Genomic DNA, 15,959 nt, shown 5'->3' with positions numbered 1-15,959 from the left:
GGTGAGACTTTTGCATAGCTCAGCTTCGTAGACAAACGCGCAGCTAGAAGGCCTCTGACTTCAACTTCTACAGTAGAAATGTGTAGCCAGATCAGCCCGGTCGCGGCCGGGGCATTCAACGAGATGAATGATTCGTTGCGCAACCTGAACAGAGAAGATCCCTCCCTAGGGAGGGATCTTCTTCCAGCTCAGGGAGGGGCGTTCGCCTCGGAGATGGGCGCGGAGGGCAAGGAATTATGGCTCCGATCTGCCGCTAAGAGCTCAATTAGAAGGCGCCCCTAGCTTTCTTTCTCGGATGAAAGCTTGCTTTCTAGGCAGAAAGAAAGCATCCACCCTCAGTTCTGAGGCTCAGGTTTCCGACCTAAGAGATTAGTATGCGTGCTCGACTGCCCTCCGCGTCCGTTCTTTGCTGGAGGGCACCAGATGGGTATATACGCGGAGCGTGAGCCCTGGGTCCGAGTGGCCGAGGTACTCAGCGACGGCCTTGATGCTCTCCCCGGCGTCCAGGAGCACCGAGGCGTAGAAGCGCCTCAGGGCGTGCATGCCGTTCCCGCGTGACTCCGCGTAGGACTCACCTCGCTTAGGCTTCGGGATCACATCGGCAGCGGCCAGAGCGCGTTTCCACACCTCCTCGTTGAGCGAGGACGCCAGACATGCCCGCCACGAGGCCCGGTGAAAATGAGTCGCTTGGTCACGGGGGCCCGTCGACGACCTTCCAGGGCAAGGTGACCTCGACCGGTGGAAACTCCTTTATGTGGGCGCGCAGAGCATCGGCGACTGGGCCAGGGAGCGGGACGTCCCGGAGCTTGCCGCCCTTGGGCGAGCGAACACGGGCTTGCTCCGGCTCAGCTTGAGCTGCTGGACCACGTGGAGCGTGCCCGCCGCGAAGTCGATCGCGTCGATGGCGATGCCATGGATCTCCCCCTGGCGTAGACCGCAGCCGCTGCCCAGATCGACCATGGCTTGGTACCGCTCAGGCATGCCAGCCCGAACAGCGAAGACCCGTTCCACCGTCCACGGGACGATGCGCATGCTGTCCGCGGTCGGTGGCCGGACCGCGCGAGCGGCACACGGGTTCCGGGGAAGATGCCCATCGTCCACGGCAGCACTCAGAGCCGCCCGCACGTTGGAGTAGATCGTCCGAGCGTACGAGCCACGGACGCCGTTCTCTTGGAGTTGCCTCACCCGGTCACGGATGTGCGCGGGCAGCGAGCGGCCCCAATTGCTCGGCCGGCACTGGGTAAGAGGAGGCACCATTCACGGCCGCAGGGGCACGGTGGCGTGGTGGGGAGGGTGAGCAGGATTCGGAGTGCATACGCGCCATTGATCGATTAAGAGGGGTCTCTTGCCACTGGCAGATCGTGGCCCTCCAAGACATGCGCTGCCCGAGCGGTGAAGGCGCCAAGACACTCGCCCCAGTGCTGGCTGTGGTCTTCGTACTGCTGACGCCACTCGTTTGGATGCCCCACGCCGTTGACCATGCTTGGCAGGACCCGACTTAGAGACGAGAGTCGCGAGTGCATCAGCTGAAGCAGGTTGTACGAGCTATCAACTAGGCTCTGCGGGCCGAGGATCAGAATCTTGGCATGCCAGGTACCTGCGCGGACCATTGCTTCCTTCGCGGCCCGCAGGTGCTCCACCGCTGACTCCGCGTCCTCCAAACGCTCAGCCTCGTCCTCTGCCTCCCCAAGCCCGTCGAGCTCGATCTGTGCGTCTCGAAGCGAAGCGTTGGCATTCTGCACTGACTCGATGAAGGAAGAGAACGCTTCGACTCTTTCCGATCTCACTACCTGCCGCAGTTGGTTCGCGGCCGTGGAAGCCGTTTGGTGTCGCACTCCGACATAAGTCAGCGCTGCCGTCCCCAAGGCTCCTATGACGCCCACCCCGGCACCGAGGATGGCTGCTACCCCCTGATCCATATCTGGATCCTGCCAAACCCGATGCGCTCCGGGTGCAGGTCGGGCGTCATCGGCGCGCAGCTGGGCCGTCTGAGGCCGCTCTGCAGCGCCCGACAATGCAAGTGACAACAAGTCAGGCGATCGTGACCGGGCCCGGAGCGGCAAAACGCAGGCCCGGAAGATCACCGACAAGAACCAGGGCAAGAAGAAGTAGCCCTACGGTTGGCTGAAGCCTGTCACGAGTGAGGGAGTCTCCATAGGGCGGTATCGGCTCGGGCCTGTGGGGGCGGCATCTCGCGTACCAGGTGGTAGAGGTTCTCGAAGTACGCCTGCCAGCGGTCCGGGTCCGGCAGGGCGTTCTGCATCCGTTTGGCTCGCTCCACCTGTACCAGTGACTCCATCTGCTCCCACACCGAGATCACCGATCCCCCCAAGTACCCGGAGACGGGTTCGATGTCCACCACGCCGTGTGCGACCAGGGCGCCCAGGTTGTCGTAGAACCAGGCCAGTTCACGTATCAGGTTCCGCTCGGGCTCCGGCAGCCCTTCCATGCCGGCTGACAGATCCCAGTCGGGGAGCTTCTCGAACACGAGGGACCTGGCGTGGGCCAAGTGCTCGCTACGGTGCTCACGGTAGAGATCGACCAGGACCGGCAGCGTATTCGCGTCTCCGCCGCCCCGGGGATCCGCCCCGGAGATGTCACCCCAGGGACAAGGCTCAAGGGCTCCCCGAGTCCGTGATTCCCTGGGCCAGGGTGCCTGCCGTTTCTGCTATCCACTGGCCGAAGCCGGTCGGGGCGATCAGGACGCCGAAGACCAGGACGATGGCCACCGTGAGCTGCTCGTCGTTCCGGCTTCGTGCCTGGGTGCGCCTCCGTAGTCGCACGACGATGATCACGGCGAGGAGAACCGCAACGTTGATCGTCAGCACCATCGGCCAGGCACCTCCGCGTGAGAACGTCCCGGCTTTCTGTGTAGCAAGAACTCCCCACCGTGGCCGACCGGTTACCTGTAGTTGGCAACAATGTGTCGCCCCGCGGCCGAATCCCTGCGGGGGAGGGGGAGGGAGGGAGTAAGGGGGCGGTCGCCGCGTAGTGGTCTCCGGTACGCGCCCCTTTCGCGCCCGGGGTCGCTTCACGCGCGCGTGCGCCGTTGACGCGCCCCGCCCCGGTGGGCATGCAATGGGCAGCAGGCAGTACGCCGTACGCCTTCGAGGAGGAGACCATGGCCGAGTCCCCCGAGTCCCCCATGCGCGAACCCGTCCGCGAGCAGCCGGTGGATACGCCGGGGCTGCCCGCCCTCGTCCTTCTGGGCGCCTGCGGCTGCGGCGCGGGCTGCAGTTGCGGCTGCCAGTCCGGCGGGCCCTGCTCGTGCGGCGGCGGCTGCGGCTGACCCACGAGGTAGCGCAAGGGGTTAAGGATCTCAGGAGCGCCCGAGCTCAGGCGTGCATACGCACGTGCCCCGCCCCGACAACCTTGCGTCGAGCGGGGCACACGCGCGTGCGGGCCGGAGCCGGAGGGGGCGTTCCGTTACGCCCCGCCCTCCACCTGCGCCGGGCCCGTCGGCTGGATCTCGTCCGCGTGTTCGCCCGTGACCAGGTACACGACCCGCTTCGCCACCGATACCGCGTGGTCCGCGAAGCGCTCGTAGTAGCGGCCCAGGAGCGTCACGTCGACGGCCGTCTCGATGCCGTGCTTCCAGCGGTCGTCCATCAGGTGCTGGAAGAGCGTGCGGTGCAGCTGGTCCATCTCGTCGTCGTCCTGCTCCAGCTGGAGCGCCAGGTCGACGTCCTTGGTGATGATGACCTCCGCCGCCTTCGCCATCAGGCGCTGCGCGAGCTGACCCATCTCCAGGATCGTGGCGTGCAGGTCCCGCGGGACCGCCGAGTCCGGGAAGCGCAGCCGCGCCAGCTTCGCCACGTGCTGGGCGAGGTCGCCCGAGCGCTCCAGGTCGGCGCTCATCCGCAGGGAGGTGACGACGATGCGCAGGTCGGTGGCGACCGGCTGCTGGCGCGCCAGCAGGGCTATCGCGCGGGCCTCCAGGTCGTGCTGCAGATCGTCGACCTTCTGGTCGGCGGCGATCACGCTCTCGGCCAGTTTCAGGTCGGCGTCGAGCATGGCCGTCGTGGCGCGCCCGATCGCGGACCCGACGAGGCGGGCCATCTCGACCAGGCTCTCGCCGATCGAGTCAAGTTCCTCGTGGTACGCGTCCCGCATGTGGCTGTCCCTCTCTAGTACGTCTCGGGGGCTGGCCCCTACCGCTCCAGTACGTCTCAGGGGGCTGGCCCCTACGCTCCCACGGTGCGGGCCCGACGCGTCCGTTTCCGGCATCCCATGTGAATCACCCCCGTCCTCAAGGTGAACTCTGGGCGACGAGTGTTCGAGGCGGCACCCATTTGGCTGGGGGGTGCACTCAACCGGCGCATAACCTGGACACATGGACGTGAACGCGGCGGTCGCCGCAGCGGCAGCGATCGCCGGGGTGTGCACCGGTGTCATCGCCATGCTGGCGTTCCGATGGAGCGAGCGCGACCAGAAACGCCCCACCCGGAGCTCCCTGCACACCGACGCGGTACTGCCGCCCGGCGTGGACACGGTGCTCTCCGTGCTCCGCTCCTCGGCCGTCGTACTGGACGAGGCCGACAGCGTGGTCAAGGCCAGCTCGGCCGCGTACGCGCTCGGACTCGTACGCGGCGGCAAGCTCGCCGTCGAACCGATGCTGCAGATGGCCCGCGACACCCGGCGCGACGGAGAGATACGCCAGGTCGAACTGGACCTGCCCCGGCGCGGCACCGGCCGCGGCGAGGCCCTCGCGGTCTCCGCCCGGGTGGCGCCGCTCGGCTCGCGCCTCGTGCTGCTGCTGGTCGAGGACCTCACCGAGGCCCGGCGCATCGAGGCCGTCCGCCGGGACTTCGTGGCCAACGTCAGCCACGAGCTGAAGACCCCGGTCGGCGCGCTCTCCCTGCTCTCCGAGGCCGTCATGGACGCCTCCGACGACCCCGAGGCCGTCGAGCGGTTCGCGGGCCGCATGCAGATCGAGGCGACCCGCCTGACCAACCTCGTCCAGGAGCTCATCGACCTCTCCCGGGTCCAGAACGACGACCCCTTGGAGGACGCCGAGCCGGTCCGGGTCGACGAACTGGTCGCGGAGGCGATCGACCGCAGCCGGCACCAGGCCTCCCACAAGCAGATCACCATGGCCGCCGGCGGCACCGCCGAGCTGCAGATCTGGGGGAACCGCGGCCAGCTCGCCGCCGCGCTCGGCAATCTCGTGGAGAACGCCGTGAACTACAGCCCCGCCCGGACCCGCGTGGGCATAGCGGCCCGCAGGGTCGCCGCCCCCGGCGGCGACCTCATCGAGGTCGCCGTCACCGACCAGGGCATCGGCATATCCGACAAGGACAAGGAGCGCATCTTCGAGCGCTTCTACCGCGTCGACCCGGCCCGCTCCCGGGCCACCGGCGGAACCGGCCTCGGCCTCGCCATCGTCAAGCACGTGGCCGCCTCGCACGGCGGGGAGGTCACCGTGTGGAGCTCCGAGGGACAGGGCTCCACCTTCACCCTGCGGCTGCCCGAGGCGGCCGCGCACCGCGACCGCGGAACCGCGCAGGGCGGCGGACTCGACGACGAGACCACCCCGCCCGACGAGTCCGCAGCGACCACCACGTTCGAACCCATCCCTGCCCCGGAGGTCCTTCCGTGACCCGAGTGCTCGTCGTCGAGGACGAGGAATCCTTCAGCGACGCCCTGTCCTACATGCTCCGCAAGGAGGGCTTCGAAGTCGCCATCGCGGCGACCGGCCCGGACGGACTCGACGAATTCGAGCGCAACGGCGCCGACCTCGTCCTGCTCGACCTGATGCTGCCCGGCCTGCCCGGCACCGAGGTCTGCCGCCAGCTGCGCAGCCGCTCCAACGTCCCGGTGATCATGGTCACCGCCAAGGACAGCGAGATCGACAAGGTGGTGGGCCTCGAAATAGGGGCCGACGACTACGTCACCAAGCCGTTCTCGTCCCGCGAGCTGGTGGCCCGCATCCGCGCGGTGCTGCGCCGCCGCGGGGAGCCCGAGGAGGTCGCCCCGCAGGCCCTGGAGGCGGGCCCGGTCCGCATGGACGTGGACCGCCACGTGGTGACGGTCTCCGGCGCCAAGGTCGACCTGCCCCTGAAGGAGTTCGACCTCCTGGAGATGCTCCTGCGCAACGCGGGCCGCGTGCTGACCCGCATGCAGCTCATCGACCGCGTCTGGGGCGCCGACTACGTGGGCGACACCAAGACCCTCGACGTCCACGTCAAGCGGTTGCGCGCCAAGATCGAGCCGGACCCGGGGGCGCCGCGCTACCTGGTGACGGTCCGCGGCCTCGGCTACAAGTTCGAGCCGTAGACCGCGAGCGGACCCGGAGCGGCGCCCGGGACACCGTGAAGGGCGGGACCCCGGTGGGGGTCCCGCCCTTCACGCGTGTGCGTCGTGTACGCCGGTCAGTGCTCGGCGCCGGTGTCCGCGCCGTGCGAGGCGCCGGCGTCACCGGAGGCGTTCGGGTCGGCCGCCTCGCCCGACGGGTCCGTGCTCGCGGCGCCCGAGGGCTTGCCGGACGGGTCGGCCGAGTTCCCGGTCCGCGGCTCGCCGGGCTTGCCCGACTTCTCCGGCTTCGAGGGCTTGGCGTCCGGGGCCTGCGGGACCTGGCTCGGACCCCACGAGCTGAAGTAGCTCTCGGCCGGGACGACGAACGCCTTCATCTTCACGTCGCCGGTCCTGCTGAAGGAGAAGGTGATCGGCTGCGCGTTGCCGTCCTTGATGCCCTCGCGGCCGCCGGGGAGCACCGCGGAGGCGTTGTTCTTGCCGCCGATGACGAGGGACCCGCCGGCCGGGACGGTCAGCGAACCGTTCGCCTTGGCGGCCTTGGCAGCCTTGTCGTCCTTGCCGGGCGTGAGCTCGGCCTTCTTGCCGGTGCCCGCGACCGAGATGGACTCCAGCTTCTGGGGCTTGTCACCGGCGTTGAAGATCGTGGCGGAGACCGCGGCAGGACCCGTCGACTCCTGGTCGGGCTGCGTGATGACCATGGCGTTCTGGATCTTGATGTTGCCGACGGAGGTCGCGGCGTTGTCCGGCTTGACCTCCATCGTCTGAGCGTTGTTGCCCGCGGCGCACGCGGAGAGCGAGGCGAGCGAGAACGCGAGGGCGGTGGCGGCGAGGGCGCCGCGTCGAAGGCTGCGGCTCACGGCGGCGGCAACTCCTTGAACGTGGGCGGTACGGGACGGGCGGGCGGCCGTAAAGCCGTCCTAAGGGTGTGTCAGCGCGCTTAGGTTACCGAGCCGTTCCCGCGCCACCGCACCCGACCCGCCCCTTACGGCAGGTACTGGCGCCCCCGGCCCATCGGCGGGTGTCACGAACCCCGCCGGAGGCTCTGAGTCCCACCCGTCCCAATCTCCCCTCGGGTGTCTTTCGCATTAGCGCCGTCAAGAGCCCGCGCGGCCCGGCTCGGGGATTTCCCGTAAGGAATGCATGGGGGTCCGGAGAATTGATCACCCCGCGGCTTGATCAATTCCGGAATCGTGACGGACGACGCGCGGCACACCTCTCCGGCGTCCGAACGGAGTATCGGAAGTTCACCGCTTGGAACCGCGCAAACCGGGACGTTCAGCCGTCCGGATCGCTCTTGAGGGGTACGTAACGGGCGCGTTTCACGGTCGCCGGAGAGCCGCTCCGACCTGCGAATACCCCGTTCCGGGACCCCTCCGCAGCACGTTCGTGTTGCAGTTGTCAAGCCCCGAGAACCGCCCTGACCTGCGAAAACGCCATTCAGAAGAGTCGGTTCTCGTGTTAGGATGGATAGCCACGGAAGGGGTACCTGTCACATGACGTTCAAGGTTGGCGACACCGTGGTCTATCCCCATCACGGGGCCGCGCTGATCGAGGCCATCGAAACTCGCCAGATCAAAGGCGTGGACAAGACCTACTTGGTGCTGAAGGTCGCCCAAGGCGACCTGACGGTGCGTGTGCCAGCGGACAATGCGGAGTTCGTCGGCGTGCGTGATGTGGTCGGTCAGGACGGCCTCGACCGGGTCTTCGAAGTACTGCGCGCGCCGTACGCGGAAGAGCCCACGAACTGGTCGCGCCGCTACAAGGCAAATCTCGAGAAGCTCGCCTCCGGCGATGTCATCAAGGTCGCGGAAGTCGTGCGTGACCTGTGGCGTCGGGAGCGCGAGCGTGGACTGTCGGCCGGTGAGAAGCGCATGCTCGCCAAGGCCCGCCAGATCCTGGTGAGCGAACTCGCCCTCGCGGAGAACACGAACGAGGACAAGGCCGAGGCCCTGCTCGACGAGGTCCTCGCGTCCTGACGCGGACGCTCCGGGGCACCCGCCTCGGAAGTTCCGCGCTGAATCGGCGCAGCAATGCCGCGGTGCCCGCTGACCCTTACTGGAGTCGCCGGGCGCTGCGGCATGTTCGTACCCACATTCTCGTACCCGGAACTCGGCCGTGTGCCGACGGCCGTGTGCCGACCCCCACAGGAGCCGTACTGGGCGTGCCGGGCTCCGGCAGCCGGCTCGACCAGATGTCACGGAAGGGGTCCGGTCAAGGCTCGTGCCCGGCACTCCCCCAGGCTCTCGGTCTCGCTCGAGCAGGGGGCACGCCCAGGCCATACCCACGTCGGCCGAGCACACAAACCTGAACGGAACCGATGTCTAGCGAATCCCGTACCGCGGTGGTCATTCCCGCGGCAGGGCGGGGCGTGCGCCTCGGCCCTGGCGCCCCCAAAGCGCTTCGCGCGCTGAACGGCACCCCGATGCTCATCCACGCCGTACGCGCCATGGCGGCCTCCCGCGCCGTCTCCCTCGTCGTCGTGGTGGCACCGCCGGACGGCGCCCCCGAGGTCAAGACCCTCCTCGACGACCACGCGCTGCCCGAGCGCACCGACTACCTCGTCGTGCCCGGCGGCGAGAGCCGCCAGGAGTCAGTGCGCGCCGGCCTGGACGCGCTGCCGCCCGGCTTCGACATCGTGCTCGTGCACGACGCCGCCCGCCCCCTCGTCCCCGTCGACACCGTCGACGGCGTCATCGAGGCCGTACGCGACGGGGCGCCCGCCGTGGTCCCCGCGCTGCCCCTGACCGACACCGTCAAGCAGGTCGAACCGGCCGCCGGGGCGGGCGCGCCCGAGCCCGTCGTCGCCACGCCCGAGCGGGCGCGGCTGCGCGCCGTGCAGACCCCGCAGGGCTTCGACCGGGCCACGCTCGTGCGCGCCCACGAGAGCGTCGCCGGCCAGGTCACCGACGACGCCGGCATGGTCGAGCAGCTGGGGCTGCCGGTCGTGTGCGTGCCGGGACACGAGGAGGCGTTCAAGGTGACGCGCCCCCTCGACCTCGTGCTCGCCGAGGCCGTCCTCGCCCGCAGGAGGGCCAACGATGTCTTCTGAGACGCCCGCACCGGCCGCCGCGCCCCTGCTGCCGCTCGTCGGCATCGGCACCGACATCCACGCCTTCGAAGAGGGCCGCGAGCTGTGGTGCGCGGGCCTGAAGTGGGAGGACGAGGGCCCCGGGCTCGCCGGGCACTCCGACGCCGACGTCGTCGCGCACGCCGCCTGCAACGCGCTGTTCTCCGCAGCCGGCCTCGGCGACCTCGGCGCGCACTTCGGCACCGGACGCCCCGAGTGGTCCGGCGCCTCCGGGCTGACCCTGCTCGCCGAGGCCGCCCGCATCGTCCGGGCCGCCGGCTTCACCATCGGCAACGTCGCGGTCCAGGTCATCGGCGACCGCCCGAAGATCGGCAAGCGCAGGGACGAGGCGCAGAAGGTGCTCTCCGAGGCGGCCGGCGCCCCCGTCGCCGTCTCCGGGGCCACCACCGACGGCCTCGGCTTCCCGGGGCGCGGCGACGGGCTCGCGGCGGTCGCCACCGCGTTGGTCGTACGTACGTCGTCCTGACGGGGCGACGGGGTAGTCGTATGTCTTGTACCGGCGAATGCCCCGTACGAGACGTATGTCCCCCACGAAGGAGTGAGGTCCATGTCCGCCGCTCTGTCCGACGAGCTCAAGGCGCTGCTCGACACCCCGGTCTTCATCACCGTCGCGACGATCCAGCCCGACGGCAGTCCGCAGCTCTCCCCGGTCTGGGTGAAGCGGGACGGTGACGACGTGCTGTTCTCCACGACCGTCGACCGCCGCAAGACGAAGAACCTGCGGCGCGACCCGCGGGTGACGGTCCTGGTGCAGCCGGCCGACGCCCCGTACACGTACGCGGAGATCCGCGGCACGGCGACGATGACGACGGAGGGCGGCCCCGAGCTCATCGACGAGCTGTCGGTGAAGTACACCGGCAAGAAGTACGCGGAGTTCAACCCGGCCTCGAAGGACGACGCGCAGCGCGTCGTGGTCCGGGTCAGCGCCCGCAAGGTCGTTGGACGGGTCTGAGGCCGCGCCTGACGTCACAGTTGCGTGCCCGGTCGCGGAAGTGGTCGCGGGGCACTGCCCCGCGACCACTACCCTGGAGTGGTGACGATTCGCCTGTACGACACCAGCGCCCGGCAGATCCGTGACTTCAGCCCGCTCGACGAAGGCTGTGTCTCGATCTACCTCTGCGGTGCCACGGTGCAGGCGGCCCCGCACATCGGGCACATCAGGTCCGGCCTGAACTTCGACATCATGCGCCGCTGGTTCGCCTACCGCGGATACGACGTGACGTTCGTGCGGAACGTCACCGACATCGACGACAAGATCATCAAGAAGTCGGCCGAGCAGGACAGGCCGTGGTGGTCGATCGGCTATGCGAACGAGCGCGCGTTCAACAGCGGATACGACGTGCTCGGCTGCCTGCCGCCCACCTACGAGCCGCGCGCCACCGGGCACGTGACCGAGATGGTCGAGATGATGCGCGGCCTCATCGAGCGCGGCCACGCCTACGAGGCCGACGGCAACGTCTACTTCGACGTGCGCTCCTTCCCCGGCTACCTGGAGCTCTCCAACCAGGACCTCGACGACCTGCGCCAGCCGTCCGGCGAGGGCGAGACCGGCAAGCGCGACCCGCGCGACTTCGCCATGTGGAAGGCGGCCAAGGAGGGGGAGCCCAGCTGGGAGACCCCCTGGGGCCGCGGCCGTCCCGGCTGGCACCTGGAGTGCTCGGCGATGGCCCACAAGTACCTGGGCCGCGAGTTCGACATCCACGGCGGCGGCATCGACCTGATCTTCCCGCACCACGAGAACGAGATCGCCCAGGCCAAGGCCTTCGGCGACGCGTTCGCGCGCTACTGGGTGCACAACGCCTGGGTCACGATGAGCGGCGAGAAGATGTCGAAGTCCCTCGGCAACTCCGTCCTCGTCAGCGAGATGGTCAAGCAGTGGCGCCCCATCGTCCTGCGCTACTACCTCGGCACCCCGCACTACCGCTCGATGATCGAGTACAGCCCGGAGGCCCTCGGCGAGGCCGAGGCCGCGTTCTCCCGCATCGAGGGCTTCGTGCAGCGCGTGGTGGAGATGGCGGGCCACGCCGTCGAGCCCGCCGCCCAGGTGCCGCCGGCCTTCGCCGACGCCATGGACGACGACATGGGCGTCCCGCAGGCGCTCGCCATCGTCCACACCACGGTCCGCCAGGGCAACAGCGCGCTGGCCGCCGACGACAAGGAGGCCGCCGTGGCGCGCCTCGCCGAGGTGCGGGCCATGCTCGGCGTCCTCGGTCTCGACCCGCTCGACCCGCACTGGGCCGGCGCCGAGAGCGACCGCGGCGAGGACCTGCACGGCGTCGTCGACAGCCTCGTCCGCCTAGTCCTCGACCAGCGCGAGGCCGCCCGCGGCCGCAAGGACTGGGCCACCGCCGACGCCATCCGCGACCAGCTGAACCAGTCGGGCCTCGTCATCGAGGACAGCCCGAGCGGCCCCCGCTGGACGCTCGGTCAGCGCTGACCGACACCGCTGATGTGCCGCCCGGCCTTCCGGGCGGCACACTTCATAGACGTACACCCGTGCGCGTACGCACGTACGCGCCCACGCATCACGACAGACAGGTAGGTCATGGCCGCTAACAACCGCCGCATGTCCGGCAAGAAGGGCGCGCAGGTCGGCAGCGGCGGCAATCGGCGCCGCGGCCTCGAGGGCAAGGGCCCGACGCCGCCCGCCGAGGCACGCAAGGGACATGTGAAGAACCGCATCGCCAACGCCAAGGCCAAGAAGGCCGCGGGCCGCCGCCCCGCCGCCAAGAACCGAGGCGGCAAGGGCACGTCCGAGATGGTCGTCGGCCGCAACCCGGTCTTCGAGGCGCTGCGCGACGGCGTGCCCGCCACCACGCTCTACGTCCAGCAGTTCATCGACAACGACGAGCGGGTCCGCGAGGCGCTCCAGCTCGCGGCCGAGCGCGGCGGCATCCACCTGATGGAGGCGCCGCGGCCCGAGCTGGACCGCATGACGAACGGCCTCAACCACCAGGGCCTCGTCCTGCAGGTCCCGCCGTACGAGTACGCGCACCCCGAGGACCTCGCCGCCGCCGCGTACGACGAGGGCCAGGACCCGCTGATCGTCGCCCTCGACGGCGTGACGGACCCGCGCAACCTCGGCGCCGTCGTCCGCTCCGTCTCCGCCTTCGGCGGCCACGGCGTCCTCGTCCCCGAGCGGCGCGCCGCCGGCATGACGGCCGGCGCCTGGAAGACGTCCGCGGGCACCGCCGCCCGTACGCCGGTCGCGCGCTGCACCAACCTCACGCGCGCCCTGGAGGCGTACAAGAAGGCGGGCATCGCCGTCGTCGGCCTCGCCGCCGACGGGGAGCACGAGGTCGGTGACCTCCAGGCGCTCAGCGGCCCGGTCGTCATCGTCGTCGGCAGCGAGGGCAAGGGCCTCTCCCGGCTCGTCGGCGAGACCTGCGACTTCCGGGTGCGCATCCCGATGCCCGGCGGCGCGGAGTCCCTGAACGCCGGTGTCGCGGCGGGCGTCGTGCTGTACGAGGCGTCGCGCCGGCGCGCCTGATCGTTCCCGATGTCCGGGCCGCCATGATCTCTTGACGCGGCCCGGACATTTCCCCATGGTCAAGGCAGTGTCCTAAACACACATCACTCGGTTAGATGAGTGTGGACACCAGAACACCCCGCACTCCCACGGGGGGAAGCTCGTCAGGTTTCGACGATGCTCCCGCGCTGAGCATGGTGAAGGTGCCGAGCGACCCGGCGCAGGTCATCGTCAATCACGCGAGTTTCCGCGTGCAGCTTCCCGCCGCTGGGCGCACTCAATCCCCGCGCATCTCACGGCACTTGGGCACCCCCGACGAGACGGTGCGCATCCCCGCCGTCGGAGCGGCCGCCAAGCGCCGCGCCCCCGTCGTCTGGAGCGGGAAGTCCGACCCGGACGACACCGGCGCCATCAGACTGCTGCAGGCCGTGCGCGGCAGCGGCGTGCGCCGTTCGGCGGAAGAGGCAGGGCCCTACGACGGGGGAGCCACCCAGGTCATCCCGCGCGTCGACCTCGACGACGGCCCCGAGACCACCGAGACACCCGCCGTCATCGGGCCGCGCAACCCCCACTCCGAGACCCGCCTGCTGCCGCAGATGCGGCCCTCCGGCAGCGACTACGACGAACGGTTCGCCCAGGAGGCCGACGAGCCCTACGCGTACGAGGACGACGGCGGCGAGGAGCGCCCCCGCAGGCACGGCTCGGACCCGGTCCGGCACGCCTACTACCCCGGGCGCCGCATGAACCTCGGCGTCGTCCTGCTCCCGCTGCGCGTCTTCCTCGGCTTCATCTCGATCTACGCCGGCATGGGCAAGCTCTGCGACCCCGTCTACTTCGACGGCGGCGAACGCGGCTCCATGGTCAAGTGGCTGCACTCCCTGCACCCCTGGGCGCTCGCCGAACCGCTGCGCGACTTCGCGCTCCAGCACCCCGTGGGCGCCGGCCTCTTCATCGCCTTCCTCCAGGTCGTCGTCGGCGTCCTGACGGTCCTCGGGCTCTGGCAGCGCGTCGCCGCCTCCATCGGCGTGCTGCTCTCGGCGGCGCTCATCGTCACCGTGAGCTGGAAGACCGTCCCCGCCTACGACGCGCCGGACATCATCTACCTCGCCGCCTGGTCGCCGCTGATCATCGCGGGCGCCCCCGTCTACTCCGTCGACGGCCGCCTCGCAGGCGAGGCCTGGCGCACACTCGGCCCGCGCGTCGACATCTGGGACCTGCGCCGGCGCGTGCTGCGGCGCGGCGGCCTGATCGGCGCCGTCGTGGTCGGCCTGACGCTGCTCATCGGCTCGATGCTGGGCGGCGCGGTACGGGACGCGGACCGTGTCACCGTGCCCGGCCCCGGCGAGGCCCCGCGCAACGAACTGCCGGGCTCCCCGCTCCCCGGGGACCCCGCGAAGAAGCGGCAGCACCGGCAGTCGCAGAGCCCCACCGCCTCGTCCGGCGCGCCCACGCAGGGCAGTTCGGCGAGCCCCACGCGGGGTGCGGGTGCGACGGCGCCGGGGGCGGCGAGTACCCGCGAGACGGGCACGACCGGCTCCACGCAGCCCAGCCGGACGCGCGGCAGCGGCACGACGGGCCAGGCCCCGCCGCAGCAGTCGACGCCGCGGCAACAGCAGCAGCCGGCCGCCACGGCCGCGGGACCGTCGTCCAGCGGTGGTTCCGGCGGCGGTACGGGCGGCGGCACGGGCGGCACCGGTTCCTCCGGCGGCTCCGGGGGCGAGGAGCCGGGCGGCCTGCTGGGCGGCGTGCTCGGCCGCTGACGTCTTGGCCCCGCTGTTCCGTTTACGCCGACGGGGCCCCGCACACATGTGGTGCGGGGCCCCGTCGGCGTACCCGAAGAGCAGTATCCCGTGCGGGTGCGGGCTCTCAACGGGCCTGGGCGGCAAGCTCCTTGGCGGCCTCGGTGAGGTCCTTGGCGGTGTCGATCGCCCGCCAGTAGGCGCCCTGCGGCAGCGGGAAGCCCGCGAGGAGCTTCTCGCGGGCCAGGCGCGGGAACGTGGTGCGCTCGTGGTCGCCGAGGTCCGGCAGCAGGTCGGCGAAGGCCGCCGAGAAGACGTACACGCCCGCGTTGATGAGGTACGGGGACGGCGGGGCCTCGATGAAGTCCGTGATGTGGCCGAAGGCGTCCGTCTCGACGGCGCCCCACGGGATGCGGGGGCGGGCCAGGGCGAGGGTCGCGGTGGCGTCGCGCTCGGCGTGGAAGGCCGCCATGTCGCGCAGCGAGAAACGGGTCCAGATGTCGCCGTTCGTCGCGTACCAGGGCCGGTCCGCGTGCGGCAGGTGGCGGGCCGCGTACTTGAGGCCGCCGCCGCGGCCCAGCGGCTCCTTCTCGACGACCGTGGTGACGTTCAGCGGGAGGTCCGCGGAGTCCAGCCACTCCTGGAGGACCTCGGCGAGGTGTCCGCAGGAGACGACGGCGTCCGTCACGCCCTCCGCGGCCAGCCAGGCAAGTTGATGGCCGATGATCGGGGTCCCCGTGCCGGGGATCTCGACCATCGGCTTGGGCCGGTCGTCGGTGTACGGGCGGAGGCGGGAGCCCTGGCCTCCGGCCAGGACGACGGCCTGCGTGGGCTTCTGCGTGGTCATGCCGGAAACCCTACGCGGCGGTACCCGCCTGCCCGCTCAGCCGTTCTGATGGGCCGCGGCCACGCCCGCGGCGAAGGACGTGTCGCAGACGGGCCTGGCGTACGACTGGGCGCGGCTCGGGCCGTACGCCCGCACGGCGGCGCGGCCGAGTGCGCGGGCGATCGAGACACAGTGCCGGGCCAGCGACGGATGGCGGTTCACCTCCTGCTGGAGGTGGGTGAGCGCGACGCCCGGGTTCTTCTCCTGCAGTTCGAGGAGAAGGCGGTCGCGCAGGATGTCCTGCGGGGCGCGCGACTTGGCGGGCTTGGAGAGGTTGTCGGCGGATGCGGTGAGCATCGAGTCCGAGGAGTTCCCCGACCAGTTGACGCTGGTGACCGCGAGGGTCCCGGAAAGCACCAGCATCACGGGCAGGACGAGGGCGAGCGTGCGGCCGATGCGGCGGGCGGGGCCCCGATGGGCTCGGCGCGGCTTCTGGGTGTAGTTGGCGGAGTGCGTCACGCGAGTGAGCGTAGCGCTAGGTGATGATTTGGCGACATTTAGTCACTCGGTCGAGCGACAGGG

The 15,959-nt window shown here is 70.1% G+C and carries 17 protein-coding genes and 1 pseudogene; 10 read left to right on the top strand and 8 right to left on the bottom strand.

Annotated elements, in window-relative coordinates:
• Positions 1 to 369: 369 nt before the first annotated feature.
• The 4 genes and pseudogenes from ACZ7DY_RS27840 to ACZ7DY_RS27825 all read right to left on the bottom strand — a co-directional run.
• Positions 370 to 1,218, bottom strand: a pseudogene (locus tag ACZ7DY_RS27840) (tyrosine-type recombinase/integrase); the annotation flags it as partial.
• A 113-nt stretch (positions 1,219 to 1,331) separates the two neighbouring features.
• Entirely contained in the window at positions 1,332 to 1,919 is a 588-nt protein-coding gene (locus ACZ7DY_RS27835) for a hypothetical protein (RefSeq protein WP_471139641.1), read from the bottom strand.
• A 215-nt stretch (positions 1,920 to 2,134) separates the two neighbouring features.
• Positions 2,135 to 2,509 carry a DUF4760 domain-containing protein gene (locus ACZ7DY_RS27830; protein ID WP_471139639.1) on the bottom strand — a complete coding sequence of 125 codons (375 nt, stop codon included), beginning with the start codon at positions 2,507 to 2,509 and terminating at the stop codon, positions 2,135 to 2,137.
• 106 nt (positions 2,510 to 2,615) lie between these two features.
• Positions 2,616 to 2,831 (bottom strand): hypothetical protein, encoded by a 216-nt coding sequence (locus tag ACZ7DY_RS27825; protein WP_471139637.1) that lies wholly within the window; start codon positions 2,829 to 2,831, stop codon positions 2,616 to 2,618.
• Positions 2,832 to 3,073: 242 nt separating this feature from the next.
• On the opposite strand from ACZ7DY_RS27825, the gene ACZ7DY_RS27820 reads away from it, so the two are divergent.
• Positions 3,074 to 3,289 (top strand): hypothetical protein, encoded by a 216-nt coding sequence (locus tag ACZ7DY_RS27820; protein ID WP_471139635.1) that lies wholly within the window; start codon positions 3,074 to 3,076, stop codon positions 3,287 to 3,289.
• A gap of 137 nt (positions 3,290 to 3,426) precedes the next feature.
• Here ACZ7DY_RS27820 and phoU read toward each other — a convergent pair whose 3' ends face one another.
• Positions 3,427 to 4,113, bottom strand: a complete 687-nt coding sequence (phoU, locus tag ACZ7DY_RS27815) for a phosphate signaling complex protein PhoU (RefSeq protein ID WP_471139632.1) — start codon at positions 4,111 to 4,113, stop codon at positions 3,427 to 3,429.
• 220 nt (positions 4,114 to 4,333) lie between these two features.
• Here phoU and phoR point away from each other — a divergent pair, with 220 nt between their 5' ends.
• Both phoR and phoP read left to right on the top strand, forming a co-directional pair.
• A complete protein-coding gene (gene phoR / locus ACZ7DY_RS27810) occupies positions 4,334 to 5,599 on the top strand; it encodes a two-component system sensor histidine kinase PhoR (RefSeq protein ID WP_471139630.1) in 1,266 nt (421 codons plus the stop codon).
• On the top strand, positions 5,596 to 6,276 hold the full coding sequence (phoP, locus tag ACZ7DY_RS27805; RefSeq protein WP_471139627.1) for a two-component system response regulator PhoP: 681 nt from the start codon (positions 5,596 to 5,598) through the stop codon (positions 6,274 to 6,276). The genes phoR and phoP overlap by 4 nt, the downstream gene beginning before the upstream one ends.
• A 95-nt stretch (positions 6,277 to 6,371) precedes the next feature.
• On the opposite strand, the gene ACZ7DY_RS27800 is transcribed toward phoP, so the two are convergent.
• Positions 6,372 to 7,112 carry a copper chaperone PCu(A)C domain-containing protein gene (locus ACZ7DY_RS27800; protein ID WP_471139625.1) on the bottom strand — a complete coding sequence of 247 codons (741 nt, stop codon included), beginning with the start codon at positions 7,110 to 7,112 and terminating at the stop codon, positions 6,372 to 6,374.
• 636 nt (positions 7,113 to 7,748) lie between these two features.
• On the opposite strand from ACZ7DY_RS27800, the gene ACZ7DY_RS27795 reads away from it, so the two are divergent.
• The 7 genes from ACZ7DY_RS27795 to ACZ7DY_RS27765 all read left to right on the top strand — a co-directional run bounded on the left by ACZ7DY_RS27795 (position 7,749) and on the right by ACZ7DY_RS27765 (position 14,572).
• Positions 7,749 to 8,231, top strand: coding sequence for a CarD family transcriptional regulator (locus tag ACZ7DY_RS27795; RefSeq protein WP_003953493.1), 483 nt, complete (start codon positions 7,749 to 7,751; stop codon positions 8,229 to 8,231).
• Positions 8,232 to 8,572: 341 nt separating this feature from the next.
• A complete protein-coding gene (ispD, locus tag ACZ7DY_RS27790; protein ID WP_471139623.1) occupies positions 8,573 to 9,304 on the top strand; it encodes a 2-C-methyl-D-erythritol 4-phosphate cytidylyltransferase in 732 nt (243 codons plus the stop codon).
• Entirely contained in the window at positions 9,294 to 9,809 is a 516-nt protein-coding gene (gene ispF, locus ACZ7DY_RS27785) for a 2-C-methyl-D-erythritol 2,4-cyclodiphosphate synthase (protein ID WP_471139620.1), read from the top strand. Before ispD ends, ispF begins: the two co-directional genes overlap by 11 nt.
• A gap of 81 nt (positions 9,810 to 9,890) precedes the next feature.
• Positions 9,891 to 10,295, top strand: a complete 405-nt coding sequence (locus ACZ7DY_RS27780; protein ID WP_471139618.1) for a PPOX class F420-dependent oxidoreductase — start codon at positions 9,891 to 9,893, stop codon at positions 10,293 to 10,295.
• A gap of 81 nt (positions 10,296 to 10,376) precedes the next feature.
• A complete protein-coding gene (gene cysS, locus ACZ7DY_RS27775; protein ID WP_471139615.1) occupies positions 10,377 to 11,780 on the top strand; it encodes a cysteine--tRNA ligase in 1,404 nt (467 codons plus the stop codon).
• A 108-nt stretch (positions 11,781 to 11,888) separates the two neighbouring features.
• On the top strand, positions 11,889 to 12,833 hold the full coding sequence (gene rlmB / locus ACZ7DY_RS27770; RefSeq protein ID WP_471139613.1) for a 23S rRNA (guanosine(2251)-2'-O)-methyltransferase RlmB: 945 nt from the start codon (positions 11,889 to 11,891) through the stop codon (positions 12,831 to 12,833).
• A 95-nt stretch (positions 12,834 to 12,928) separates the two neighbouring features.
• Complete coding sequence (locus ACZ7DY_RS27765) at positions 12,929 to 14,572, top strand: DoxX family protein (protein ID WP_471139610.1); 1,644 nt, start codon at positions 12,929 to 12,931, stop codon at positions 14,570 to 14,572.
• A 106-nt stretch (positions 14,573 to 14,678) separates the two neighbouring features.
• Here the strand turns inward: ACZ7DY_RS27765 and ACZ7DY_RS27760 are convergent, their stop codons facing one another.
• Both ACZ7DY_RS27760 and ACZ7DY_RS27755 read right to left on the bottom strand, forming a co-directional pair.
• On the bottom strand, positions 14,679 to 15,398 hold the full coding sequence (locus ACZ7DY_RS27760; RefSeq protein ID WP_471139607.1) for a nucleotidyltransferase family protein: 720 nt from the start codon (positions 15,396 to 15,398) through the stop codon (positions 14,679 to 14,681).
• A gap of 36 nt (positions 15,399 to 15,434) precedes the next feature.
• Complete coding sequence (locus ACZ7DY_RS27755) at positions 15,435 to 15,896, bottom strand: hypothetical protein (RefSeq protein ID WP_471139606.1); 462 nt, start codon at positions 15,894 to 15,896, stop codon at positions 15,435 to 15,437.
• Between the last annotated feature and the right edge of the window lie 63 nt (positions 15,897 to 15,959).

The organism is Streptomyces sp. NPDC037013 (assembly GCF_055607265.1).
The sequence above is the reverse complement of the archived record's forward strand: the minus strand, read 5'-3'. Positions and strand labels throughout refer to the sequence as shown.

Bases quoted from the DNA above. Each gene is read 5' to 3' on its own strand.
- ACZ7DY_RS27835 (WP_471139641.1), bottom strand. From the start codon at position 1,919: ATGGATCAGGGGGTAGCAGCCATCCTCGGTGCCGGGGTGGGCGTCATA.
- ACZ7DY_RS27825 (WP_471139637.1), bottom strand. From the start codon at position 2,831: ATGGTGCTGACGATCAACGTTGCGGTTCTCCTCGCCGTGATCATCGTC.
- ACZ7DY_RS27820 (WP_471139635.1), top strand. From the start codon at position 3,074: ATGCAATGGGCAGCAGGCAGTACGCCGTACGCCTTCGAGGAGGAGACC.
- phoU (WP_471139632.1), bottom strand. From the start codon at position 4,113: ATGCGGGACGCGTACCACGAGGAACTTGACTCGATCGGCGAGAGCCTG.
- phoR (WP_471139630.1), top strand. From the start codon at position 4,334: ATGGACGTGAACGCGGCGGTCGCCGCAGCGGCAGCGATCGCCGGGGTG.
- ACZ7DY_RS27795 (WP_003953493.1), top strand. From the start codon at position 7,749: ATGACGTTCAAGGTTGGCGACACCGTGGTCTATCCCCATCACGGGGCC.
- ispD (WP_471139623.1), top strand. From the start codon at position 8,573: ATGTCTAGCGAATCCCGTACCGCGGTGGTCATTCCCGCGGCAGGGCGG.
- ispF (WP_471139620.1), top strand. From the start codon at position 9,294: ATGTCTTCTGAGACGCCCGCACCGGCCGCCGCGCCCCTGCTGCCGCTC.
- ACZ7DY_RS27780 (WP_471139618.1), top strand. From the start codon at position 9,891: ATGTCCGCCGCTCTGTCCGACGAGCTCAAGGCGCTGCTCGACACCCCG.
- rlmB (WP_471139613.1), top strand. From the start codon at position 11,889: ATGGCCGCTAACAACCGCCGCATGTCCGGCAAGAAGGGCGCGCAGGTC.
- ACZ7DY_RS27765 (WP_471139610.1), top strand. From the start codon at position 12,929: ATGAGTGTGGACACCAGAACACCCCGCACTCCCACGGGGGGAAGCTCG.
- ACZ7DY_RS27760 (WP_471139607.1), bottom strand. From the start codon at position 15,398: ATGACCACGCAGAAGCCCACGCAGGCCGTCGTCCTGGCCGGAGGCCAG.